The sequence below is a fragment of the Bacillus sp. CCNWLW194 genome (assembly GCF_037120585.1).
Taxonomy (GTDB): domain Bacteria; phylum Bacillota; class Bacilli; order Bacillales; family Bacillaceae_G; genus Bacillus_A; species Bacillus_A basilensis.
The window spans coordinates 99,192-123,477 of the sequence record NZ_JBBBBL010000014.1; the positions used below are offsets into that span (position 1 = coordinate 99,192).

Annotated in this window: 24 protein-coding genes and 3 pseudogenes; 8 read left to right on the forward strand and 19 right to left on the reverse strand. The window is 32.5% G+C overall.

What is annotated here, in order from left to right; genetic code table 11:
- Positions 1 to 185 precede the first annotated feature (185 nt).
- Together V7S50_RS26065 and V7S50_RS26070 are read left to right on the forward strand one after the other, a co-directional pair.
- Positions 186 to 2,876, forward strand: a complete 2,691-nt coding sequence (locus V7S50_RS26065) for an ATP-binding protein (RefSeq protein WP_242255679.1) — start codon at positions 186 to 188, stop codon at positions 2,874 to 2,876.
- 16 nt (positions 2,877 to 2,892) lie between these two features.
- Positions 2,893 to 3,750: a CheR family methyltransferase gene (locus tag V7S50_RS26070; protein ID WP_242255681.1), complete on the forward strand. Its 858-nt coding sequence runs from the start codon at positions 2,893 to 2,895 to the stop codon at positions 3,748 to 3,750.
- Positions 3,751 to 3,789: 39 nt separating this feature from the next.
- Here V7S50_RS26070 and V7S50_RS26075 read toward each other — a convergent pair whose 3' ends face one another.
- The 5 genes from V7S50_RS26075 to V7S50_RS26095 form a co-directional block, all read right to left on the reverse strand.
- Entirely contained in the window at positions 3,790 to 4,932 is a 1,143-nt protein-coding gene (locus tag V7S50_RS26075; protein ID WP_063222000.1) for a fused response regulator/phosphatase, read from the reverse strand.
- 172 nt (positions 4,933 to 5,104) lie between these two features.
- Positions 5,105 to 5,545, reverse strand: coding sequence for a ferritin-like domain-containing protein (locus V7S50_RS26080; RefSeq protein ID WP_063222001.1), 441 nt, complete (start codon positions 5,543 to 5,545; stop codon positions 5,105 to 5,107).
- 68 nt (positions 5,546 to 5,613) lie between these two features.
- Positions 5,614 to 6,390, reverse strand: coding sequence for an RNA polymerase sigma factor SigB (gene sigB, locus V7S50_RS26085; RefSeq protein ID WP_242255683.1), 777 nt, complete (start codon positions 6,388 to 6,390; stop codon positions 5,614 to 5,616).
- Positions 6,353 to 6,835 carry an anti-sigma B factor RsbW gene (gene rsbW, locus V7S50_RS26090; RefSeq protein WP_242255693.1) on the reverse strand — a complete coding sequence of 161 codons (483 nt, stop codon included), beginning with the start codon at positions 6,833 to 6,835 and terminating at the stop codon, positions 6,353 to 6,355. The genes sigB and rsbW overlap by 38 nt, the downstream gene beginning before the upstream one ends.
- A 6-nt stretch (positions 6,836 to 6,841) precedes the next feature.
- Positions 6,842 to 7,180 (reverse strand): STAS domain-containing protein, encoded by a 339-nt coding sequence (locus V7S50_RS26095; protein ID WP_063222004.1) that lies wholly within the window; start codon positions 7,178 to 7,180, stop codon positions 6,842 to 6,844.
- 197 nt (positions 7,181 to 7,377) lie between these two features.
- On the opposite strand from V7S50_RS26095, the gene V7S50_RS26100 reads away from it, so the two are divergent.
- Complete coding sequence (locus tag V7S50_RS26100) at positions 7,378 to 7,578, forward strand: hypothetical protein (protein WP_000391018.1); 201 nt, start codon at positions 7,378 to 7,380, stop codon at positions 7,576 to 7,578.
- A gap of 182 nt (positions 7,579 to 7,760) precedes the next feature.
- Here the strand turns inward: V7S50_RS26100 and V7S50_RS26105 are convergent, their stop codons facing one another.
- The 3 genes from V7S50_RS26105 to V7S50_RS26115 all read right to left on the reverse strand — a co-directional run bounded on the left by V7S50_RS26105 (position 7,761) and on the right by V7S50_RS26115 (position 8,728).
- Complete coding sequence (locus tag V7S50_RS26105; protein WP_000522902.1) at positions 7,761 to 8,012, reverse strand: GlsB/YeaQ/YmgE family stress response membrane protein; 252 nt, start codon at positions 8,010 to 8,012, stop codon at positions 7,761 to 7,763.
- 75 nt (positions 8,013 to 8,087) lie between these two features.
- Entirely contained in the window at positions 8,088 to 8,288 is a 201-nt protein-coding gene (locus V7S50_RS26110) for a CsbD family protein (RefSeq protein ID WP_000004263.1), read from the reverse strand.
- Positions 8,289 to 8,338: 50 nt separating this feature from the next.
- Entirely contained in the window at positions 8,339 to 8,728 is a 390-nt protein-coding gene (locus V7S50_RS26115) for a general stress protein (RefSeq protein WP_242255695.1), read from the reverse strand.
- A gap of 214 nt (positions 8,729 to 8,942) precedes the next feature.
- Here V7S50_RS26115 and V7S50_RS26120 point away from each other — a divergent pair, with 214 nt between their 5' ends.
- Together V7S50_RS26120 and V7S50_RS26125 are read left to right on the forward strand one after the other, a co-directional pair.
- Positions 8,943 to 9,404: a hypothetical protein gene (locus V7S50_RS26120; protein ID WP_242255697.1), complete on the forward strand. Its 462-nt coding sequence runs from the start codon at positions 8,943 to 8,945 to the stop codon at positions 9,402 to 9,404.
- 227 nt (positions 9,405 to 9,631) lie between these two features.
- Complete coding sequence (locus V7S50_RS26125) at positions 9,632 to 9,871, forward strand: DUF2798 domain-containing protein (protein ID WP_000700220.1); 240 nt, start codon at positions 9,632 to 9,634, stop codon at positions 9,869 to 9,871.
- Positions 9,872 to 10,198: 327 nt separating this feature from the next.
- Here the strand turns inward: V7S50_RS26125 and V7S50_RS26130 are convergent.
- The 5 genes and pseudogenes from V7S50_RS26130 to V7S50_RS26150 form a co-directional block, all read right to left on the reverse strand.
- Positions 10,199 to 10,657 (reverse strand): annotated as a pseudogene (locus tag V7S50_RS26130) (alpha/beta fold hydrolase); the annotation flags it as partial.
- A 75-nt stretch (positions 10,658 to 10,732) separates the two neighbouring features.
- A complete protein-coding gene (locus tag V7S50_RS26135; protein WP_074570861.1) occupies positions 10,733 to 11,137 on the reverse strand; it encodes a PH domain-containing protein in 405 nt (134 codons plus the stop codon).
- Positions 11,138 to 11,818: 681 nt separating this feature from the next.
- Positions 11,819 to 13,789 carry an FtsX-like permease family protein gene (locus V7S50_RS26140; protein WP_242255699.1) on the reverse strand — a complete coding sequence of 657 codons (1,971 nt, stop codon included), beginning with the start codon at positions 13,787 to 13,789 and terminating at the stop codon, positions 11,819 to 11,821.
- Positions 13,764 to 14,537, reverse strand: coding sequence for an ABC transporter ATP-binding protein (locus V7S50_RS26145; protein ID WP_242255701.1), 774 nt, complete (start codon positions 14,535 to 14,537; stop codon positions 13,764 to 13,766). The genes V7S50_RS26140 and V7S50_RS26145 overlap by 26 nt, the downstream gene beginning before the upstream one ends.
- Positions 14,538 to 14,741: 204 nt before the next feature.
- A pseudogene (locus tag V7S50_RS26150) lies at positions 14,742 to 14,933 on the reverse strand (VaFE repeat-containing surface-anchored protein); the annotation flags it as partial.
- A 294-nt stretch (positions 14,934 to 15,227) separates the two neighbouring features.
- Between V7S50_RS26150 and V7S50_RS26155 the strand changes: the two are divergent.
- Both V7S50_RS26155 and V7S50_RS26160 read left to right on the forward strand, forming a co-directional pair.
- On the forward strand, positions 15,228 to 15,758 hold the full coding sequence (locus V7S50_RS26155; protein WP_242255703.1) for an RNA polymerase sigma factor SigX: 531 nt from the start codon (positions 15,228 to 15,230) through the stop codon (positions 15,756 to 15,758).
- Between the two features lie 3 nt (positions 15,759 to 15,761).
- A complete protein-coding gene (locus V7S50_RS26160; RefSeq protein ID WP_336376605.1) occupies positions 15,762 to 16,739 on the forward strand; it encodes a DUF4179 domain-containing protein in 978 nt (325 codons plus the stop codon).
- A 574-nt stretch (positions 16,740 to 17,313) separates the two neighbouring features.
- On the opposite strand, the gene V7S50_RS26165 is transcribed toward V7S50_RS26160, so the two are convergent.
- The 6 genes and pseudogenes from V7S50_RS26165 to V7S50_RS26190 all read right to left on the reverse strand — a co-directional run bounded on the left by V7S50_RS26165 (position 17,314) and on the right by V7S50_RS26190 (position 23,238).
- The gene (locus V7S50_RS26165; protein WP_242255707.1) at positions 17,314 to 18,444 is read right to left on the reverse strand and encodes an S-layer homology domain-containing protein; all 1,131 of its coding nucleotides are present in this window, start codon (positions 18,442 to 18,444) and stop codon (positions 17,314 to 17,316) included.
- A 264-nt stretch (positions 18,445 to 18,708) separates the two neighbouring features.
- Complete coding sequence (locus tag V7S50_RS26170) at positions 18,709 to 19,320, reverse strand: DUF2812 domain-containing protein (RefSeq protein WP_242255709.1); 612 nt, start codon at positions 19,318 to 19,320, stop codon at positions 18,709 to 18,711.
- A gap of 48 nt (positions 19,321 to 19,368) precedes the next feature.
- Positions 19,369 to 19,443, reverse strand: a pseudogene (locus tag V7S50_RS26175) (PadR family transcriptional regulator); the annotation flags it as partial.
- 184 nt (positions 19,444 to 19,627) lie between these two features.
- Positions 19,628 to 20,194: a DUF4256 domain-containing protein gene (locus V7S50_RS26180; protein ID WP_242255711.1), complete on the reverse strand. Its 567-nt coding sequence runs from the start codon at positions 20,192 to 20,194 to the stop codon at positions 19,628 to 19,630.
- A 164-nt stretch (positions 20,195 to 20,358) separates the two neighbouring features.
- Complete coding sequence (locus tag V7S50_RS26185; RefSeq protein ID WP_242255713.1) at positions 20,359 to 22,098, reverse strand: S-layer homology domain-containing protein; 1,740 nt, start codon at positions 22,096 to 22,098, stop codon at positions 20,359 to 20,361.
- 243 nt (positions 22,099 to 22,341) lie between these two features.
- The gene (locus V7S50_RS26190) at positions 22,342 to 23,238 is read right to left on the reverse strand and encodes a DMT family transporter (protein ID WP_242255715.1); all 897 of its coding nucleotides are present in this window, start codon (positions 23,236 to 23,238) and stop codon (positions 22,342 to 22,344) included.
- 119 nt (positions 23,239 to 23,357) lie between these two features.
- Between V7S50_RS26190 and V7S50_RS26195 the strand changes: the two genes are divergently transcribed.
- Complete coding sequence (locus tag V7S50_RS26195) at positions 23,358 to 24,230, forward strand: LysR family transcriptional regulator (protein WP_242255716.1); 873 nt, start codon at positions 23,358 to 23,360, stop codon at positions 24,228 to 24,230.
- The last annotated feature ends 56 nt before the right edge of the window (positions 24,231 to 24,286 follow it).

Sequence of the window (24,286 nt, forward strand, 5' to 3'; positions counted from 1 at the left end):
TATTCCCTCGATCTTTACTTTTCATATATGGTTATTTCAAAGTGATTTCCTCTATTCAAAACGAGACCCCCTAATACAATAGGGGGATTTCTAGTTTGGCCTTAGGAAAACTGATATAATATATATTACGTTTTTCATTCTTTACAATAGAAAGCTTTTACTAATCTTGAAGGTAGGAATTTTTAATGAACTCGAAAGCAAAATTTAGTATTCGCTACAAAATTATGGCTGGTTATTTAGTTATCATTTTGTTCTTACTTATTTCTTTCATTATGTTAAACAATGAGATTTCCAATTTACAAAAATCTCGTAATTTTATTATTGATCACGATTTTAAAGTTCTTAATTTAACGAATCAAGTGGAGAAAGAACTGCTAACAATTGAAAATAAAGCGAAAGGATTTATCACTTCTAATAACGCGAACTATCTGCAATCTCTTAACTCTGCCGAAAGAGATTATGAAAAACATTACCATGATCTTTTTTCTTTATTAGAAGATAATCCATCTCAGCAAGAAAAATTAAAACAAATTAACGAAAACATTACTAGTTGGATGAATAAAGAAATTCACCCGTTAATTGCAAATCATAATAGTAATAACATAAAAGAAATCGACACTACCGAAATCCAATCATTGCAATCACAGCTAACTGACTTCCGCAGCACTGAGGAGCAATTAACGAAAAAAAGAGCTACACAATTAGATACTGAAAATAATAAATTAGAGATTTGGTTATACAGTTTATTGTTCTTACTTTCTTGTATTTCCATTATCGTTTCACTTTATATTTCTAATTCCATTACAAAAACGATTAAAAATGTAATTCAAGCTATTAAATCTATTTCTTCTAAAGAAAAAATTACGGAAAGAATTCATGTAAACACGCGGGATGAAATAAAAGATCTTGCTCATACAACGAACCATCTACTAGACGAAATATCTAAAAGAGAATGGTTACAAACCGAGCTTGCAGAATTAATTTTAATGTATCAAGGTGTATCTTCTATTGAGATGTTAGGTAAAAAAATTCTTAGTGGAGTTATACAAAAAACACAAACTTCTTGCGGTGCATTCTATGTACGTGAAGAAATTGAAGACACTGTCTACTATGTGAAGAAAGCTTCTTTCGCCGATCGAGGTGCTGATATTGGAAAACAATCCATTAAAATGGGTGAAGGTTTCATTGGACAGTCTGCCTTAGAAAAGAAAAGTTTTATTCTCAGGGACATACCCGAAGAGTTTCGTTATGTCACTAGCGGCGTATTAGAAATACGTCCTAAAAATCTACTAGTCATCCCTATCTTATTTGAGGATGAAGTGATCGCAGTAATGGAGTTAGTAAGTGTAACTGAGATTTCAGACTTACATCAAGATTTAATTCAACAAACCGTTGATAATCTAGGTTTAACAATCCATAGCATTATGGGACGTATGCGAATTCAAACTCTTTTACATGAATCACAAGCAATGACAGAAGAGTTGCAAGTTCAATCAGAAGAATTACAAACGCAAGCCGAAGAACTACAAATGCAAGCCGAAGAATTACGAACAACGAATGAACAATTAGAGTCTAGAACTGAAGAAGCTGAACAAAAGACAGCTGACTTACAAATTACTAAATCAGAATTAGAAGAAAAAGCAAGTGAGTTGTTACGTAGCTCAAAATACAAATCAGAGTTCTTAGCAAATATGTCACATGAATTACGCACACCATTAAATAGTATTTTACTATTATCTGAAATGTTAAGAGAAAATCATGATAATCATTTATCCGATGATGAAATTGAATTAGCAACCGTCATTCATTCATCAGGGAAAGATTTACTTACTTTAATTAATGACATACTAGATTTATCTAAAGTAGAAGCCGGAAAACTAGACGTCATTTTTGAAGCAACGAACATAAGTGACATGGCAGCAAGTATGCATCAAAACTTTTTACATATAGCTGCACAAAAAAATGTTGAATTTACTGTTGAAGACAGTAATACCATTCCTGATCTGTTTTATACAGATGCAAAACGGATTGAGCAAATTATTAAAAACTTATTATCCAATGCATTTAAATTCACAGAAAAAGGATCCGTCTCTTTACATTTCGATTCAATAGAAACAACCAATTTAAGTCATGATATGCAGTCTGTAAGTAAAGATTGGATTACAATTTCAGTAAAAGATACTGGTATTGGTATCGCTAAAGAACAGCATCAACTTATTTTCGAAGCCTTTCAACAGGCAGATGGTGCAACGATTCGGAAGTATGGTGGTACAGGCTTAGGTTTATCCATTTGTAAAGAGTTTGCTAGATTATTAGGTGGTTGGATTACGTTAGAGAGTCATGTAGGAGAAGGCAGTACTTTCACAGTATATATTCCTAACCTTCCAAATGGATTACATGATATACAGTTATCCAATTTAGAAATCGCAGCAACGATAGATGAAGTTATTCCTGCTGAAGTTGTCGAGGAAACTATCGTTACTCCAGAAACAAATAACGTCTTCCAAGAGAAAACCATTTTAATTGTCGATGATGATCATCGAAATATATTTGCATTACAAAATGCATTAGAAAAACAACATGCCAACATTATTACTGCACAAAACGGCATAGAGTGTTTAGAAGTGCTAAAAAGCAATACAAATATCGACCTTATTTTAATGGATATTATGATGCCAAATATGGACGGTTATGAAACGATGGAAAATATCCGAATGAATTTAGAGTTACATGAAATACCTATTATCGCATTAACTGCTAAAGCAATGCCAAATGATAAGGAAAAATGTTTATCTGCTGGTGCTTCAGATTATATAAGTAAACCATTAAATTTACAGCAACTCTATTCGGTAATGAGTGTATGGTTAATAAAATAAGTGAGGTTTAGTTTCAGTGGAAAATAAGTATTATAATTTTGATCCATCAGTAGATACGGATAAGCGTACGAACTTAGAAATTGAATTACTATTAGAAGCGGTATTTAAACTATCAGGATTTGATTTTCGCCAATATGCTCGTACTTCTATTTATAGAAGAATTTGCAATAGAATGCAGCTCTCTAATATCCCTACCATTTCAAAATTAATTGAAAAAGTAATTCATGAGGAAGCGTTTTTAGAACAGTTATTAAACGATTTCTCGATTAATGTAACTGAGATGTTCCGTAACCCTACCTTTTTTAAGGCGCTAAGAGAGCATGTTATTCCTGAATTAAAAAAGCATCCTGAAATTAGAATTTGGCATGCTGGATGCGCAACTGGTGAAGAAGTATTATCAATGTCCATCTTACTTCATGAAGAAGGATTAAGTGAAAAAGCTGTTATTTACGCAACAGATATGAATACAAATGTGTTAGAAAAAGCCAAACAAGGTATACTTCCGTTAAATAAAATGCAAACTTATACGAAAAACTATTTACAAGCTGGCGGTACACGAGCATTTTCTAACTATTATTCAACAGATAATCGCTTTGCTTATTTTAATCCATCTCTTTTACAAAACATTATTTTTGCGCAGCATAATTTAGTAACCGATCAATCTTTTAACGAATTTCATATTATACTTTGCCGTAACGTTTTAATTTACTTTACAGGTAAACTTCAAAACCAAGTACAGCAACTATTTTATGAAAGTTTAGGTCACAATGGATTCCTATGTTTAGGAAATAAAGAAACTCTTCGTTTCTCGGATATAATGCCGCATTATACCCAATTTAATCCACACGAACAAATCTATCAAAAAATACAATAAAAAGCGTATGAAATCCTCTGTTTGGATTTCATACGCTTTTTATTTCGCATTCGTTTGTATCATAATTAGACACATATCATCTGATTGTGCTTTCTTCTGTTCTTCCTTATAAAACCCTTCTATCTCTCCTTCTAAATCGCCCCATTTTCTTTCTGTAAAAGTACGTAACTTTTCTTCAGACTCAAATTCATCATTTGAAATTGCTTCAAGTACACCATCTGTAAACAATAATATTTGAGCGTTCTTCTCAAAAGGGATAACTGTCTTTTCAACTTTTATTTCATCAAAAAATCCTACCGCACAACTCCCGCGATCTAGTTCAACTACATTTGTTTCATCAACTAAAACGTATCCAGAAGGATGTCCTGCATTTACATATTCAATTGTTCTATTTTCTGTATTAACTACTAAGTATATCGCTGTAAAATAATATGGAATATTGTCATTCTCATTATGTAAAAGAGTCATATATTTATTTAAGTCTTTAATGACGAGTTCTGGATCAATTAAACATTTAATCGTTTCACGTAATACGGACGAAATGAACATACAAACTAATGAAGCAGATACACCATGTCCCATCACATCTAATAATATAATACCGTAGCGATTTTCATCGATTTTATACCAGTAATACATATCTCCAGCTAGTTTGAATGAAGGTAAGTAACTTGCTTCAATTTTTATATGATCTTCCCTTAATGGACTACTTAATAAGTTTCTTTGTACTTGCGTAGCTAAATCTAGTTCATTCCGAAGATTTTCTTCTTGTTCTTTATGCCAATTTAATTCCGATTTCAAGCGTAACGCTACACGCATACGTGCTAATAGTTCAACTTTATTTATAGGTTTCGTAATATAATCCATTGCTCCCATATCAAGCGCTTCAGCTAATTTATTCGCATCTTCTAAAGCTGTTACAAAAATAATAGGTATATCTTTAAACTTCTCCTCTTTTTGTAATCGCCTACAAACTTCAAGTCCATCAATTTCAGGCATCATGATATCTAATAGGATTAAATCTATTTCATTATGCCTGGAAGAATCTTTTCCAAAATGGATATATTCGAAAAGCTCTTGTGCAGAATTAAGCGATACAAGATCCTGATATCCGGCTTGTTTTAAAATTTTTTCAATTACAAAGATATTAACCGGATTATCATCGACAATTAAAATGGACACAAGTTATTTCCCCTTTTCTGATTTAAAATGTAAATCTATTATCATTTTCTATTTTTCTAGTATTACATACTCAGTTATAAAATGAAAATTTCCTACTCAAACATATTTACACAGCAAAAGAACAAACCCCCAGAAATGAGAGTTTGTTCTTTCACTCTATAAATTTCCACTTTTAATTTAACACCATTGCTTTGTCATTTAAAAGACGATCTAATTCTTCCATATGATTTGTTTCATCTGCAATCATATCTTCTAACTTTACAACTAACTCTGTCATATTTAATTCCGCTGCTTGTTCTTTTCGCTTTTCATAACGCTTAATTGTTTCATATTCTGATTGTCTAGCTTCTTCTAACATTTCTCTAACATCTTCTACTTGTTTCACTGGTAAAGGGGTCGTAGTAGGTGTACCACCTAGCGTCTTAATTTTCTCCGCTAAATATAGGGCATGTCCTTGTTCATCACTAATTTCAGATTCAAAGAAAGGTTTTAATACTTGTCTATATATACCAGAAACCGTAGCTGCATTATGGTTATACATAATAATTGCTGAGTATTCTCCTGCTAAATCTTCATTCAATCCTTCGATTAGTTCTTTCACATCGTGTGACATTTAATATCTCCTCCTATACTTAATAAGTACCCCTTTTCTCATGTTTTAAACATCATTATTTAAAATTTTTATGTATCTAAAAACGCTGCTTGCTTCAATTTACTTATCGCTTGTCTTTTAATACGAGAAACGTGCATTTGTGAAATACCTAACCGTTCCCCTGTATCTTTTTGATTTAAATTTTCTCCAAATATATAATGAATAACACTCTTTTCTGTCTCATTTAATACGTTAAAAATATCCTCTAAAACGAGACGCCTTTCTGTCTGTTCATATCCTTGCTCTACTTCACCTACAGATTCAATTCTCGCTACCGAACTTCCATCAGATGAATTTTCAACTACATCATCTAAGGAAGATACTCGATAATTATTTTTAGCATCCATAATCTCTAGCACTTCCTCTTCGGATAGTCCTAAATGATCCGCAATCTCTATAATCTTCGGTGAACGCTGCAAATGATCTGTTAACTCCTCTATCGCAATTTTAATTTTCCCGCCCAAATCTTTAATTCGCCTTGGAACGTGAATGCCCCAAGTTTTATCACGTAAATACTTCTTTATTTCGCCTACTATAGTAGGTATTGCAAACGGCTCAAAAGCATTCCCTATCGAATAATCATACCTTCTTATTGCGCCTAAGAGCCCTAACATTCCTACTTGTATAATATCCTCATGCATAGGCCCGCCTTTTGAATAACGATATGCAATGGAATATACGAGATTTTTATAATGATCAACTAACCTTTCCTGCGCTTCATCACATTGGTTTTGTTGGAATTCTGCAATTAGTTTAATAACGTCTTCTTTAGTAAGATTCGTAGGTTGAGATTGGACTTCCATCATTCTCCACCTGCTCTCTTTGTATATATTTTGTCATTAAAACTGTCATGCCCTCATCATGCATAATTTGTATATCATCCATTAACGTATTGATTAAATATAAACCTAAACCATTTTCCGGCAAATGTTCTACTGGTTTACTAATATCATACGGACCAACTTTATTTTTTAAGGTGCTAAAATCAAAGCTAATCCCATTATCCGCAACCATAATTTCTAATCGATCTTCATATAGACCAAAGACAATTGTAATTTCTCCAACATCTTCTTTGTATGCATGTTGGACAATGTTTGTACATGCTTCACTAATAGCAATTTTCATATCTTCTATATCGTCATAAGCAAAGCCCATTCGATTCGCAACACCAGCCATTGTTAAACGAATAATAGCCACATATTCTGCTTTTGCAGGAATTTTCATTTCTATCTTTTCAAATTTCTCCATCATCCCTAGTCACCTTCTTTCTACTTTTTCAGCATCGGAATTCAAATTTAATATTTCTGTTAACCCTGTAATATCAAATAATCTTTTTAGTCTTTTAGATACACCGATAAACTCTAGTTTTCCATCATTTTTCTTAACTGCTTTTAATAAAGCTATAAAAACGCCTAAACCAGTACTATCCATATAATCTACGTTATGAAAATCTACTACAATATGAACCTCTTTCTCGCTTGCAATAGGCATAATCTTATTTTTCAAATCTGATGCCGTATACGCATCAATTTCACCAGTAAGTTGTACCGTATAACCTAAATCATTTTGCAAAATATTTATTGCCAAATTCATCATTTCCGCCCCCTTATCTCAAACTACTACTATCTTAATTACCCATAAAAATTAATTTTAAACATATTTTTTTATTTTCATTATAAATAAATTTTCTACACCTTTCTCGGCTTAACACTAAAAAAATATTATCAAATGTTTAAACCTTATAAATTTGTGTATGTATAATGTATAAACATTATTTTTAGGGGGATCTATCTATGGAAGAGCACAGCTTTAAAAAGGGAGATTTCGTTCAATTTTCTTATCGACACGATCATGCTACAAAATTAGTTGGTTCCATTATTAACATACTAACGAATACAATTGTAGTTGATATAGGCAATAACGAGGACTTATCTCATATAGAACCGAGGCAGGTTGTAAGAATAAATAATTGTAAAAAAGTAACGATGGTTTAATACATAATAGAAAGTGTAATTTCAATGAGTGGGGGGGTCTTCATCCCCCACTCATTCCTATGCAGATTACATAAAAAAAGCATCCAAATTATTTTAATTGGATGCTTTTTTATGTATATTTATCAGTTTATTAACTTTAGAGCTATATATAATAAACTTAAGATTACTATTCATTATCATACTTACGCTTTCCGTAGCATTCTAGAGAAGAATGTAACGATTAAAATAAAGACAATTGCACCTAATAACGCTGGAAGAATAAAAATACCTCCCCATTCAGGACCCCAGTGACCAAATAATGCACTACCAACCCAAGATCCAATTAAACCAGCAATTACATTACCAACTATACCTAAAGGAAAGTCTTTTCCCGTAATCATTCCAGCTAACGCACCAATAAGTCCACCTACAATACACGTAATAATAAGTCCCACAATTAGACCTCCTATATTGTTTTTATATTTGATTTATCAAGCTTTGGTGTGTAACCAAAGCTTGATAAACATGTATTATTCTTTATTATCCAATCCATCACTTATCTTTTGTTTCACTTTTCCGACTTTTTCTTTTATAGTTCCCTTCGTCTTCTCCCACTTCCCTTCATTTTTCAACTCTCTATCTTCTGTAACTTCACCAATTCCTTCTTTTACTTGTCCCTTTTTCTTTTCAACTTTACCCGTAATTTGTTCTTTTAGACCGCTCTCACTCATATTTCCAATCTCCTTTTCGTAATAGATTTATAGATGTAAAGGATACAAATTTAAAGAGAATACGTGCATCTTCTTTCTTGTAGCCATTCACCGACTCTTTCTAAATCCTTAACGAATAACAAGATTTTTCCTTCATCCAGCTTTTCTTCATAAAAGTTAGCTTCTTCCTCATTAAGCCCTAACTCTTGCATCTTATTTCTTAACTGATCTCCCGTTTTTTGAAAGACGTTAATAATACTTGTCCCAAGTCCTTCCTCTTTTATTCCAATTGTATTCACGTCTGCATTGTCTGCGATTCTATCTGTCCTTTCTTTCTCATGTGTTAATACGTAAATATCTTCTTGGTCTATTCCTTTCTTCACTAGATCATTCGCCGCATTCATGACCTCTTTCTCCGTAATAAATTCATATACAAAAGGTTTACTATACTTCGTTTCCATCTTTAACTTCCTCCTCTAAAATGAATTATTTGTTATATTATATGTAGTACACCTATTTTCCCAATGTTAAACATAAAATATGAAAAAAGTTATTTAGATTTTTTTTAATAGAGAATGAACAGCTTAATTTTCCACTTTAAAAAACCTCACCCACCTTACAATAACTACCTGATTTAACAGAAAATTGTTATAATTAAACATAAGGAGGGATACTATGAAAAAAATCATATCTATATGCGCTCTAACCGCTCTATCTTTCACTTTAATTGGTTGTACAAGCACCTCAGCTACAGATAAAGCTTCACAAGTTAAGCAAGAACATACACAAAATACCTTTCAATTAAACTCCGCAAATATTACAGACATTGAAATACTCAAAACAACAAATCATACTACTTCCAAATCTCAAACAAGTAATGAAGAAATGGTAAAATCTATCGTTTCAGCAGTTCAAAAAGGTACCTCTAAACCAATCACATTAGATCAAAAAAAGAGAGAATCTGTGCATTCTACTATAACCGTTACATATAAAGATGACGCAAAAGAAGAGTTTCTTGTGTGGGTTGATAATAAGGAGCAAATTACGATTGCTAAAGATGAGAAGAAAGATAAAGTTGAAGGTGTAACGGTGAACATTAAAGATGCTAAAATGATGAAAGATTTCTTTAAAATGTAAAAAGGATCTCCTTTAAGGGGATCCTTTTTCTCTTCATACAGCCTAATTGCTTTATACGAGCAAACGAGTTCTGCTCCTTATCATCCAAAGCAGAACTATATTAGTTATATAACTATTGTTGCTATTGCAGAAAAGTACAACAAGCTGGACAACCTAGATTTCAAACTGTAAGATTAGATGTTGGTGAAATCGGGCAGCAAAGTATATATAGAAAATAGGTGTTAATTTTGAAAATCAATAAAAAATTTGAACCGATAATTTTTAATCTCTTTATGATTTTAGGTATATCTAGTATTATCTCTTTCGTCATGGTTTCAATGAACGTTGGGTATACAGCTTTATTTCTCAAATCATGGCTGAAAACATGGGGAATTGCCTTCATACTTGCATTTTTAGCTTCTAAATTACTACCCTTTGTAGTGAAAAGGATAATGAAAATATTCATATTTGTTGAGAAGGATGCTTAAAAATAAAGTGATGCACTACTCTAGTTCATTTAAATTAATAGAAATAATCACCACAAAACTTAACCTAGTAAAATGTTTCAACTCGAAGAAAGGTACCTGAAAAGTTGTCTTTTCTTTATATGTTAAAAAAGCTCGCCTATTTCCGTAGGCGAGCTTTATCTTTATTACACAATATGAAAGTATACTCTCTTTTTCTCTGAAATTTTATGTAATTATACATATTCACGAAAATAGAAAAAGTAACATTGTCATTACAACATATTCTCCACGTTCAACTTAGTTATCATTAGCATGTTTTTCTATAAAATCAAGAATTCTAGCATTCACCTAGTTAGAGAATTCACCATTGATTGCGTGAGATGCATTTTTCCAGTTCACTATATCGATATCTTTCACATATCTTTTCCCAGTTTCAACTGCTTTTACCGAATTATGCATTGTACTTTTTTCAGCCATTAATGCAAGCACTGGAATATTGATATTTTTCAAGTCTTCTTTACTAACTAAATCAGGCGCTGACGTTTTAAGTTTATAGTTACGCATACCCGACTCGATTAACTTAGCGATCGGCTCATCGCCATTTATTTCTGCTCCTCCAGAAACATAGCTTAACATCTTTTCTCTTATAAACTTAGGTACAATAGGAACGGAAGCTGGAATAGATGCTAGAATCATCTTTATGGATATTTGCGTAAATACAAAAACTGGGTCCAATAAACTAGCCGTAGCAATATGCTCAGAATTATATCTAGCCAAGTTCATTGTTGTCCATCCTCCAAAAGAAACAAAAAATCCATTCTAATTAGTCTTTTATCAAGATCATAATCAAAATGAATTTTTTAACTTTATAGAGACTGTTTTTTAGCTATACATCTCTTGGAGTTTCACTAAGTTTTTTTTATGATTTGATAATCCAATTGTAAAACTATTGGGATTCATAACGATATCTCCTTTGTTACCTTTTAATGTAACAATAACTTTAGACTTTATTAGCCCTCTTTTTACTTTTATACCCTCTACATCTTCAATATTAATTATTATTTTATTACCATTAAACTTACCAGTTAAAGGATTCAATTCAAGCATCATTATCCTCTTATTAGTAAAACAAATCACTTGATGTTGATTTTCTAAAAATGCACCAGGTCCAAATTTAAGATATTCTGATGTTGCTGCCATTTTCATAGTGTAAAAATAATAAAAATACAATTCATCTTCATATGCTACCTCATTAAATAGTGCATCTAATACATTATTGTTTAACATTTTTATTCCCCCGGTATGCAAATAATCTCTTACCATTTATCCTTTTTCTTCCTATCCGCCATTTAATTTTACCATAAATTAGAATTAGATTAGAGTTTATATAAGATTAATAACAAACCTAAAAAGATTCACATATTTATTTCAAAAACTAATTTAATCAATGGGGTGAAGATAAATGATAAGTTATAAAAATTAGAATGAGGTTCCATTAGAACTTGCAAATAAAACTAAAACTCAGTAAAGAAGGTTTAAATCCTTTAGAAGCCCTATAGCTAATGTATTCCAGAGAGTAAATAATAGGTATATACAGCTATATAAACGCTCAAAATCAGAAAAAAACAACTATCTGATAAGCAAAAACTTGCATTACCAAATGGTAGAAAAGTAAGTTTGGAGCAACGGACTTGTAAACAGTGTGGTTATATCGTTCAAAGCAAAACTAAACTACGTCTAAGTCTCTGCCCTAGCTGTTACGAACTTCAGGTAAGTATGAATTAATAATAGGAATAAATTATTAAAATCAAAATAAGCACATCTCGTTAAAAAACAGATGTGCTTATTTTTATATAAGAATTTCTTTATCACGTTTAACAATACGCTAAAATCTATTAAATCAAATTATTGTTTTATAAATTTAAATACTATTCCTTTGTCCATCTAATTAATATAATACTTTTTGCTTTATTTTATAAAATGAAGTATTTGACGCAAATAATTTCTTCTAATAATAAGGTAGTAAATTATTTGTACACTAATAAAGCTTGTGAATATGAGAATAGAATTCCCTGCAACAGGTAAGTCTACGCCCACCCTGCTCTGTGCTAAAGCCCTTATTGCCAAAAAGGCTACGCTACTGTGAATAACAGAAATCACAATAGGCACAAAAAATAATATGCTAATTTGTTGGGTTACAATTTTTTTTAACTCTCTTTTAGTTAACCCTAATTTAGAAAGCGTTTGAAATTGGCTTTTATCTCGATCTAAATCTGTGAATAAACGGAAGTATAAGAAGCTAATTGCAAATATAAAAAATACAACCCCCACTAGTACGCTAAGAATAGATAGCATTGCATTCATTTGTTTACGTTCTAACCATTGTAAGACCGAGCAATCAAATATAAAAGGTGGTTGTCCACTTTGATAATCATATGAAATTACCTTCTCAAGTTGTTTAGCAACATCTGCTGCTTCATGCATATTTTTAATTAAAAAACGATAGACTTTATGCTGATCAGTCTTTCCTTCTGCTAATTGCTTTTTTAGTATTGTTTCGTACATTGAATCTGAAACAACAACAGAAAAATGATAAGATGGGCCAATAATATTATCCCTTAATATCTTATTCCTCGAAAGATTAAAATGCATATTACCCTGTTCTATTTTAAGAGATGAAGACACTTTCTTTAATTCATCTTGAGAAGCTGTTCTTAAATATTTTTTTGATGGTAGAATTAGACTATCCGTTTCCTTTTTTAATGTTTCTACTGGGTATCCTAGTATTTTGGCAGTTGCGTTGTAATCAGTCAGGCTCATAATTGTTGCACCTCCTTCTGTATTAAAACCAGTAGAAGTTACTAACTTATATGAGAATCCAGCATCATGTAATTGTTTCTCGATTTGAGAAATATGAGAGGACTCCTGCTTGTTGCGTTTCAATGATGTATACTCAAACGCATAAGGGCTGTCAACTTCCGCTAATGCTCCATTTCCAATAGCAAGACAAGCACCAATAGAGGTAAAGGCAACTGCCGAAAGTATACTTACTAGAAATAGTGTTCTTGCGTTATCTGTCATTCGATATGCTAACTCCGAAATCGTTAACATATTTGTTTTTTTAAAGAAAGTGTATTGACGATTTTTCAATATTGTAATGACATAAAAGCTGAGCTGAGTAAATAAAAAGTATGTTCCTAATACACATAAGAAAACGCATATTAACATAACATATATATAATCGGTTCCTTTTTCCAATGCTGTATCTAAATAAAATGCTGAGGCATATCCAATGATAATACAAAGAATTGAAAAGAAAGCTAGCCATTTAGATGACTTTGGTTCCGTTTTTGGTTTTTCTTCAGATTTCATGAGTTCAATTAGCTGGGATACTTTCATTACTCGTAAAGTGAAAAAAGAGACAAGTATAAATAAAATAAAAAACATAATAGATGTCATTAAAATTGCCTTAGTAGGAAAATAAAATGGAAGCCCACCTTTTAATAGGAAAAGTGAACTACATATCAATAAAATTAATTTTCCAAAGACTAATCCAGTTCCAATCCCAACAATAATTGCAGAACATCCAATTAACATATTTTCCATGAAGATTAACTTTTTTAATTGTGTGTCAGACATGCCATGGAGTATTAAGATACCAAATTCCTTTTTCCTTGTTTTTAAAAACATAGTAATAGAATATAGAATGAAAAAGAAGGAGAAAAATATAATTAGATATTGAGTAATTTTAAATCCTTGTGTACTTAAGGCACTTATGACCGCACTTGTCGATACAAGATTACCAGTGAAATTAGGATGAAATGCAAGTAATTCATAAATGAATAGAATCATCACGGCAAATGTACTACTTAAAAAATGGCCTAAATATAATCGCTTATTACGAATGACGTTATTAAGCGCGAACTGACGCAAATTCATGTTGATTGCCTCCTAATAAAGATATTACATCCATAATATTTTTGTGAAATCTTGAACGATTGTCACCGCAATAAATTTCATTATAAAAAGATCCATCTTTAATAAAAACTACTCGGTCACAGTAACTCGCTGCTACAGGGTCATGTGTCACTAGCATCATAGTTACTTGTTCTTCTTGATTTAATTTCTTTAAAAGTTCCATCACATCATTTGCCGCTTTTGAATCTAAATTTCCTGTTGGCTCATCTGCTAAAATTAATTGAGGAGAATGAATGAGGGCACGAGCAATGGCAGTTCGTTGGGCTTGACCTCCTGAAATTTCATAGGTTCTTTTATTTAAAATCTCTTCAATCCCCAGTTGTTTAGAAATAACTTCTACTTTTTCGTTCATATCATTCAAACTTACATTATCTAATGTAAGTGGTAAAACAATATTCTCTTTTACAGTTAGAGTATTCATGAGGTTAAAAGATTGAAAGACAAATCCTAGTTCACGACGTCTAAATAGAGCTAAATCATTAGAAGATAAACAATAGGGATTTCTTTCGTTAATAAATACTTCCCCAGATGTTGGTGCATCAATAGTAGAAATCATATTCAGTAAAGTTGATTTTCCACTCCCTGATGCTCCCATAATCCCTACAAATTCTCCTTTTTGTATTGTCAAATCAATATTGGAAAGAGCTTTATAAGATACTTCTCCTGTATTATAAATTTTACTTAAGTTACGGACTGTTAATATACTCATTGTTGCTATCTCCTGTTCGTTTATTGGATATCTACAATTTAATCTAAAGCGTTATAGTCTTCATATTGAATTGTCTTACATTTACCTTACAAGAATGTAAGATTACAATAAGAAAGTGCAATTAATATTAAAGTAAATAGTAGTATTGTCAAGAATATGGTTAATTTAGAGGCATTTATAAATTAATTCCATAAAAAGGGTAACATTCGGCTGTTCTGGTTTAAGTTGTTCTAGCTTTACTTCTTTAAATTGCACTGTTTGTCCCTTCTCTTCAATTTCAGCGTGAATAGCTATTAAGATATTATCTTGATACAGTTCTTCAAAAACTACTAGTTCTTTACCTTGTAGTCCAGAAGCATTAAATGTGAAATCTAATGTGATAGAACCGTTTCTTTCGTTTTGGGGAGAATCAATTTCTTAAGTTAATAGCGATGGGGGCACCATATGAAAAAAAGAAAATTGTACGCTTAAATACAATTTGGCAACAAACTAACTGTTTTCTTATACATGAATAGACAACTACTGTAAGAGTTATAGTTCCCTTTTTGCATTTATCTTTTAATCAGATGAATGCTTTTTTTAGTACATAATAAAAAATATAAAAAAATAACTAGAAAAACTGTCACAAAATCCGTTTTTCTGGTTTCTCTATAATACAGGTATCAAATTGAAAGTGAGGTTTAAACTAACATGTTAACGATAGAAAATGAAGAAAGTCATACTTCTAATATGACCTTTGAAGATTTATTTAAGCAGTACTATGCTTATGCTGTGAAACAGATTATATGGATTGTTAAAGACCAATCTATAGCTGAAGAGTTAGCACAAGAAGTATTTTTACAATTATATCGTAGTGATTGGAAAGGAATTGAAAACATACCTGGATGGTTGATTAAATCTTCTACTTATGTTGCTTATAACCATTTCCGATCTGAAAAAAGGCAGCAAGCGAAAATTGATAAAGAAATCCAATACCATGACGTACAAAATGTTTCATCGTTAGACGATGATTGGATAAGAAAAGAAGAAATTACAAAGGTCCAAACGATACTAAATAAAATGAATGATCGAGAACGAACCCTTTTACTAATGAAATTCTCTGGTTTTCAATATAAAGAAATTGCAGAAATACTTCAAATTGAAATATCTTCTATTGGAACATTATTGGTCCGAGCCAAAATGAAATTTCGCAAGATTTATAAACAAATAGAGGAGGCATAACAAATGAAATGTTATGATATCGGATTTATTCAAACATATATTGATGGCGAACTTTCTCATGATATAAGAAAGGAATTCACAAAGCACCTAGATACATGTGAAGCATGCCAAGATTTATTAGTAGAAATTAGTAAATTAAATCAATGGGAAAACGTAATGCTAGATGAAGAATGTGCAAATTCACCACATGAAATCAAAATTGATATAGAACAAGCATGGAAAACATTTGAAAGTCGTTCCAAGTTAGAGAATGTTTCTAATATAAATCACAAAAAACAACAGAAGAAAGGAACCTTTACAAACATGAGTAAAAAATCAAAACGTTTCATGTATACAGCAGTAGCTGCAGCAGCACTTTTCACAACAGCAATGATTCCACAAGTACAAGTGGCGGCTACAAATGTTGCCTCGTATTTTTCTAATGCAGTTATAAACGATAAGGTTGTAAATGAGGGGGGTACAGATGAAAATGGTAACAAAATAGATGGAATGAAGAATGGTAAATATATTCCTATTGATGAAAAAATTACAGATCAAGGTATTACTGTACATTTCAAAGAATTATATATCGCAGATTCACGTATATCAGTTCATTATAGAATGGAAAAAGCTGACGGAAGTTTAGTACCATTTGAATTTGATACATCGGGATTAGAACTTGGGAATGATGGTAAGGTTAATGGACAACAAGAAGAAAACCCTGAGCTTAAAAAAGTAAGGGTAATATCTTTTATCCAAGATTCAGATGATCTTCTTCCTTTTGAACTTATGGCAGCTGGTAAAAAATTAGATCATGTAGGCATTCGTGAGAAAGACAAACCAGAAGGTGTCGTTACATTTGTTGAAGGTCCTGAAGGAAAAGACTCTTTCAAACAACCTCTTACGCTAGATATAAATATAAATAAAATTGGAAAAGTAGCTGGATCTTGGAAAGCTCAAATTCCAATTGATACTTCACATTTGAAAAATAATACGAATTAACATGAAAAAAAGAATAGAACAGTATGTATCTAATTCTCAGTTTATATGTTTTCTTGTTTTCGTTACATTTATTTTTTTATGTAGTTTTTACTCTATCTTTTATTTGTGATTTAAGACCATTATAAGAAAAAGCTCCCTAAAAAAGTAGAGAAATAAATAACCGGTTTCTTAACGTATAAGAAATCGGTTATTTTGTATTTAAAATGCGTTTAAATGTAAAATTTTCTTTTTTTGTAAAAAAGAAAAGACACCCTAAGGTGCCTTCCTCCGACTTGAACCATCTTAATTTTAATAATATGTATTGGACTCCCATCCAACTATTATTTTACCATGTTAAGTTGTTTTTGTTTATTGAGAAATACAATAATTTATTTATGCTGGTCGTCTGTATGAGGTCCTTTTGTAGTCCATGCAGCGATTAATAAAAGAACAATTGCAGTGATGACACTTTTTGATTTCTTCAGGATTCATTTGATCTACGGGTTTATAATCCCTGTTAGCATCATAGGTAGAATAGCGGGATAAAAGTAGAAATAGCATAATTAAAAAAGGAGTGAAACTTCACTCCTCTTTTTTACTTGTTGATTTTAACATGCATTAGATCACTACTAGAATTTTGCTTCTCTAAGCTTATCTCTATTTTAAGATTGTTTTTATTTATTTCAAAATTACCTGTGCGTGTATTAGAAGCCACTATATTATCAATCTCTTTACTCAAATCTAAGTTTGGATTTATCATAGTGATCCACTTTTTCCCTAACTCTAGTAACGCCTTATTACCTTGGCCTCTCTCAATTACAAAATTAACAGTAAAGTTATTTTCATCATCACCCCTTACAGTGAAATTCCCATAAAATTCTGGAATCCCCTCTAATACTGGAGAGAATAAAACGACCTCTGAACCTGGACCACCTATCGCTGCATACTTTAATTCCGCATTATATTTTGTATTGATTTGAGTAACAAAATTTTGTGCTTCCTTAGATACAGATCTTTTCAGTACAGATGAGCTCTCCATCCAACCTTCATAATAATAAATATCATCATCTGCTAAATCTTGCAGTATAACAGTAGGCTTTAACTCAGGCTCTTTTTCTGATTTATTAATTGCATTGTATAAGAATAGTGCATACTGCTCACGAGTCACGAGACTTTGCGGTTCAAACTTATTATCACCCGTGCCCGTCGTGATTTTATTTTCTTGTAATGCACTGATAGCATTTGTTGCCCAGTAATTTTTATCTACATCTTTGAAAGTGGTAGTAGATGTTGCTTGGAAGTTAAATGCCTTTGTTAATACAACAGCTAATTGTTCACGTGTTAAAACATTATCTGGACCAAATTTCCCATTACCAAATCCGTTCATAATACCAGCTTTAGTCAGAGCTAGAATTTCTTTTTCAAACATATGCCCTTCTATATCTGTGAAAGGATTTTGTGTAGTAAGTTTATCTGCTGGCTTCAAGTAAGCATATATTAGTTTAGCCACTTGTCCTCGTGTAATGTTATCACCAAAACCAAACATTCCGTTTCCATAACCAGCTACAATATTTTTCTCTTTTAAATCCATAATTGCTTTATAAGACCAGTGATTTTCAGGAACATCTTTAAATCCTATTGTATTTTCTGCTTGCACATTTGTTAGAGGAGTTAGTGTTGTTGATGCAATAACTGTCCCTGCTAAAATTAATTGTTTAAAATTCATAATTGAATCCCCTTATTCTTAAAATAATATGTTGAAAAGAATACCGTGCATACCCTTTTATATTAACATATAAAGATGTTATATGTAGGTTAATTATGGAATATTTAAAGAAGATTATTCCAGTTGATAATGAGTACACAACTACATTAAAATCATAATAATTTGCTTCCAATACGCATTCTTTTCCTTTATCCATTTTAAAAAGATACCATTTACAAATGCAAAAAACCCCTCAAAACATCAGCTTTAAGGGGATCCCTCCTATCATCTTCTCTCTTCATACAATCGATTTGCTTTATACGAGCAAACGAAAAACATACATGTCGCAACAGGGATAAATGTTAAAAAAAGTCCTCTCATTAATGCAAATGGCGTTTCAAATAAGAATGACCATAGAAACGATACGCCTTGCTTATCCCATAATCCTGGAGTTAAGTATAGTTCTTTCGGATTTACAAATGCTCCTAAATTCATCGTATTACTATACATAAATAAAAATAATATCGGCAAATAACATATCGCTAATTCTAAAAATGTTTTAGATAGACGTTTATACTTCCCTGCTCGTGACATTTGATCTGAAAAAATGTCATCTTCACTTTCCTCATTTACCTTTTTAAAATAGTACGTACCTGACCACCGATTACCAGCTATATGCTCCCAGCCACTATCTTCAAATAGTGTGCAGTAATTAATAAAATCACTTTTTCTACTAAATACTCTATGGTCTATTTTAATCGTCGCATCTTCGGGTTCTGTATATCTAAATGTATAACCAAATGTAGTGCTTTCTAGTTGATAGCCTTTCCAAGCCATCTCTTCTAACCATTTTTCCTCTTTCTCAAATTCTAAAAAAAATTTCAATCTCCACATCATCGTTCCCCCCCTAACTATACGTGTAATATACTTTTTGTAACCTCAATAATGTGCTGGCTCTAATAAAGCTAAAAGTACGTAATAGGTTGTTTCCGTTAATGGTAAATTTTTATCTCTATTCATACACACCTCCAATGTAACGATAAATATATAGCTAAACTATATAGTTCAACTGTATATGTCAAATGCAGAAATAACTTTATAAGCCATAAGAAAAACGCTACCTTTTTAAAAGATAGCGTTTTTCTTATTATCCTTGCTTATTCTTCGCCTTTGAATGCAGACCCTTTTCTTATTCACATAAAACTTAAACCCTTAAAGAACCACGAAAACCTCTGGCAGCATAGTAAGAATCTGCTCCATTGTGGTACACAAAAACATGTCCGAAGCGATAATCACAGAAAAGCGCACCACCGAGCTCTCTAATATCTGAAGGTGTTTGTACCCAACTTGATGATTTTATATCAAAATCCCCAAGTTGTTGCAACTCTCGATATTGCTCTTCAGTCAATAGTTCAATACCCATAGCATTTGCTACATCAATAACCGTATTTTCTGGTTGATGTTTTTTTCTTGATTCTAGCGCTTCACGATCATAACAAAGGCTTCTGCGGCCTTTAGGACTCTCCTTTGAACAATCACAGAAAGTATACTCATCCTTCTCTTTATCATAAGCAATAACATCTGGCTCACCACCAGTTACTTCCATTTCATTAAGTGACCACAATTTTTCAGGATTAGCGTCCAACTTCGCTTCAACTTTAGCCCATTCAAGTTCTTCATGGCGGTTCATATTCTTCTCAAAACGAGATTTTAATACTTTTAACAATTCTTCTCGTTGTTCTACCGATAACTCATTTTTATTCTTTGTCATATTAGTCCTCCGTATTATGTGTCCTTTTAATCATTTAAGTATATGTTTTATAACAAATCTTCTCAATCATTGTTTTGTATGCAGTTTACAATAAATTATATAATTTTTAAAATCTCTTTTTCAACAATAAAAAAAGCACCTGAAACAGATGCTTTCTCTCATTCTCAATACGTAAACGTAATCGTCACTAAAGAATATCCTTCTTTCGCATTATACGGCTCAGCTTTATAAGAAACACGGTTCGCTCCTTGCGGATAACCGATTTCTCCAATTACTTTTTTCACATCTTGCAATGCGCCATCCATTGATTGTTTATAAAGGATTTCAATTTTTGGTGACTTTGCATTATAACGTTGCTGCATTTTATTTTTGAATTCATTATAGTTGTTTGCAATGTATTCATTTCCTAAATAATTTAACTTTGTATCTTTTAATATTTGTTGGTATGCAGTGGTTTTCGTACCACCTGCCGCAATTTTATTTGTTAATGTACTATAATAATTTGTTGTAGCTTGCGGATAGTCACTTCTATTCCACACGTGATTTCTTGCGATTTGCTCATCTGATAAGTTGAAATATGAATATGTTACGCGGCCCTGCTCATCTGGCACCGGATCATCGAATGTTGTATCAAGGTGATACCATTTGTTTTCGATTTTCACTAAATTCCAAGCATGAGGCTGACCGTCTCCAGTTCCTACTACAAAATGATTCTCAATTCCCGCTTCTTTTAATAATTGATAGGTTAATAGTGCGTAACCTTGGCAAACCGCAGAACGATTTACAAGTGCTTCATATGCTGTGTAAGCTTTATAAGACGTATCGTAAGAAATATGTTTTACGACATAATCATGAATCGCTTTCACTTTTTGGTGATCATCCATTCCAACTTGAGTAATAGAAGAAACAATTGCCTTTGCTTGCTTCATTACATATTCCGTTTGTTCTTTCGTTTCGCGATATGTAATTTTCAGCGTAAACGTATAATTTCCAGGTGATCCAGAAATTCCATATGAAACATTCGATCTATTATAATTTGTATACTCATTTTTACTTGCCACTTCTTTATAGGCGTTAAAAAGCGTATCCATCACTTCTTGCATATTGCTATTTTTCGTTTTATATGGAAGTGTAATATTTGTTTCATATGTATTAATACGCTTTTGCACTTCATCTTTAAATGCTGCTAATAATGCTGCATCTCCTGTATCTTTCACCGCAACCGCAGGATTTTTATATTGCAAAGCATTATATAAAAACTGTGCATACTGTTCACGCGTTACCGTTTTTGCAGGTTCAAATTTCCCGTCGCCTGTACCAGATGCAATCCCGTTTGACTGCACCGCACTAATCGCACCTTCTGCCCAAAAACCATTCGGAACATCATTAAATGTATGCTTTTGCTTAGCTGAAACTTGAAAAGCATTTTTAATAATTTGCGCCATTTCTGCACGGCTAACAGAATCTTTCGGTCTAAACCCTCCGTTTCCATCCCCATTAAAAATTCCTAATTTCGTTAACGTTAAAACCTCTTCTGGAAACAATGTGGATCCTGCGCGAATATCTCGATACGGATTGTTTAAAGTAGATCCATCTTTTAATACATAACGAGCACCTTCATTACTGAACGCACCACCTTGCTTATTCGGTAACAGCGCACGATAAATTAAAGCTGCAACTTGCTCTCTCGTCGCAACATCACCGAAACCAAACTTCCCATTTCCATAACCGGAAATAATATTTTTACTCGATAAATCTTTAATTGCCGGATACGACCAATGCGACGTAGGCACATCAGAAAAAATACCTGCCTCAGCAGCTCTCACGTCACTGCCATTTGTATATAGTAAAGCACCACCTATAAGTGATAATGATGTAATTGATTTTAGTAGTTTTGTGTACATAATTCCTTCTCCCAATACGTTCTCTATTTATATATTTTGTCGAAAAACCTAAAATAATATGACAAAACATATTATACTATTAAAATTTTTTGAAGGATATACTAAGTTTTGAAATATGCAAAAACTCATATTGTTATAGGGGTTCATAGTGATATTATGTTGTTTTACTTGTGAATATATAAATAATAAGGGAATATAACATTCAAAAATCATTGGAATAAAGCGAAACTTCACTCAGTGGTACTACTCTGTACATTTCACGTCTCTCTTCTTTACTTTAAATGAATGTTTTCGCTTCACTTTTATCTCAGCCAGTATAACACCGCTAAGAATAAGCAATGCTCCAATATACCCTTTGAGTGGCAATACTTCGTTCATGAACAGGTAAGCGAATATTGCAGAAAATACAGGTTCTAATGAAAAAATGAGTCCTGTATGTGTCGGTGTTGTGTATTTCTGCGCCATCGCCTGAACAATGTAGGCAAAAGCACTGCAGACAATGCTTAACACCAGTACAGCGATCCAACTTTCTTTAGTGGAGGGAAGTTGCGGCTTTTCGAAAATCAGGGCAAAGAGTATGCCAAAGCCTCCTGCAAATCCCAATTGAAGAATACCAAGCTGCAATGTATTCGCAACTTTAGCCGCCCTCCCGGTGACAATAATATGAAAAGCATAAAAGAAAGCGGCGAGTATACAGAGTAAATCTCCAGAGTTTAGTGTTAATTGATTATTCAAAGTCAGTAAACCAATGCCTGTCATTGCAACAAGGGCACTAATGATCAGTCTATAACTTAGTCGTTCTTTGAATAGAACGATAGATAATAAAGGGATAAAGATTACAGTCAAACTGGCTAGAAAACCGGCATTTGAAGCTGATGTTGTTTTTAAACCTAAGATGACTGAAGCAGATACCACAAATAGTAAAAACCCCAGAATAAAACCATATTTTAGAGTAGCAAAATAGATTGAACGAAATTGTTTACAAAAAACAGCGACACAAACCAAAAAAGCAATACCAAAGCGTAATGCAACAAGAGAAAATGAAGGAACAGTTTCCAATCCGACTTTCATAAAAAGGTAGGAAGAACCCCAGGTCATTGTAACAACTAAGATCATAAAATCAGCTTTTATAGGTTTCATTTTTAGTTCCCCTTTTCAATTTTATGTACATAGTATAATTATGATTGAAATATTAGTAAATTGAATATATTTAATGCTATACTTGAACGAAATTCATACATAAGAAAGTAGGAGATTCGATGAGTCTGACTAAGTTCGAAATTTTTCTGAAGACGGTTGAAATGGGAAATTTATCAAGAGCAGCAGAAGCACTGAATATAACTCAGTCAGGTGTCAGCCATGCGATCAGGAGTCTTGAATTAGAGTATGGGTTTCAACTGCTTTCTCGGAATAAAACAGGCATTCGATTAACGGAAAATGGTGACCGTATTTTAACGCATGTGCGTGAAATAGTAAACCATAATGAGCGATTAAAGCAAGCTGTTGCAGAGATTAATGGCATAGAGGCGGGAACCTTGCGCATTGGCACCTTTACAAGCGTGTCCACTCACTGGCTGCCTGCAATCATACATCGATTTCACTTGGAACACCCTCGAATTGAAATCAAATTAATGGAAGGAGATTATGGCACGATTGAAACGTGGATTCAACAAGGAGTAATTGACTTAGGTTTTATGTCACTACCGTCTTCAAGTCATCTCGAATCTATTCCACTAAGAAAAGATCGAATGCTATGTGTACTCCCTAAAGATCACCCGTTAAGTAAACAATCCACGATTCGGTATGCTCAGCTTGAGAAAGTGCCTTTTATTATGCCTGCTTCTTCGTGCGGTTACGATGTTAGGAGAGTATTAGAAGCAGCTCGGGTTCATCTCAATATTCAATTTGAAACCGGCGATGATCATGTAATTGTCGCGATGGTGGAGAATGGACTTGGGATCAGCGTCATGTCTGAACTCGCATTACAAGGACAAAGCGAAAATGTTACGATTGTAGAATTGGAAGACAGACCTACTCGATCACTTGGGTTGTCACTCACTTCAATTAAACACGCATTACCAGCGGCAAAACGCTTTATCGAACATACCCAAAAATGGCTGGATGGAGAATAAGTATATCGGCAATCAAAACAAAATCAACAGGCAAGGAACTATTACGTTTTATTGTT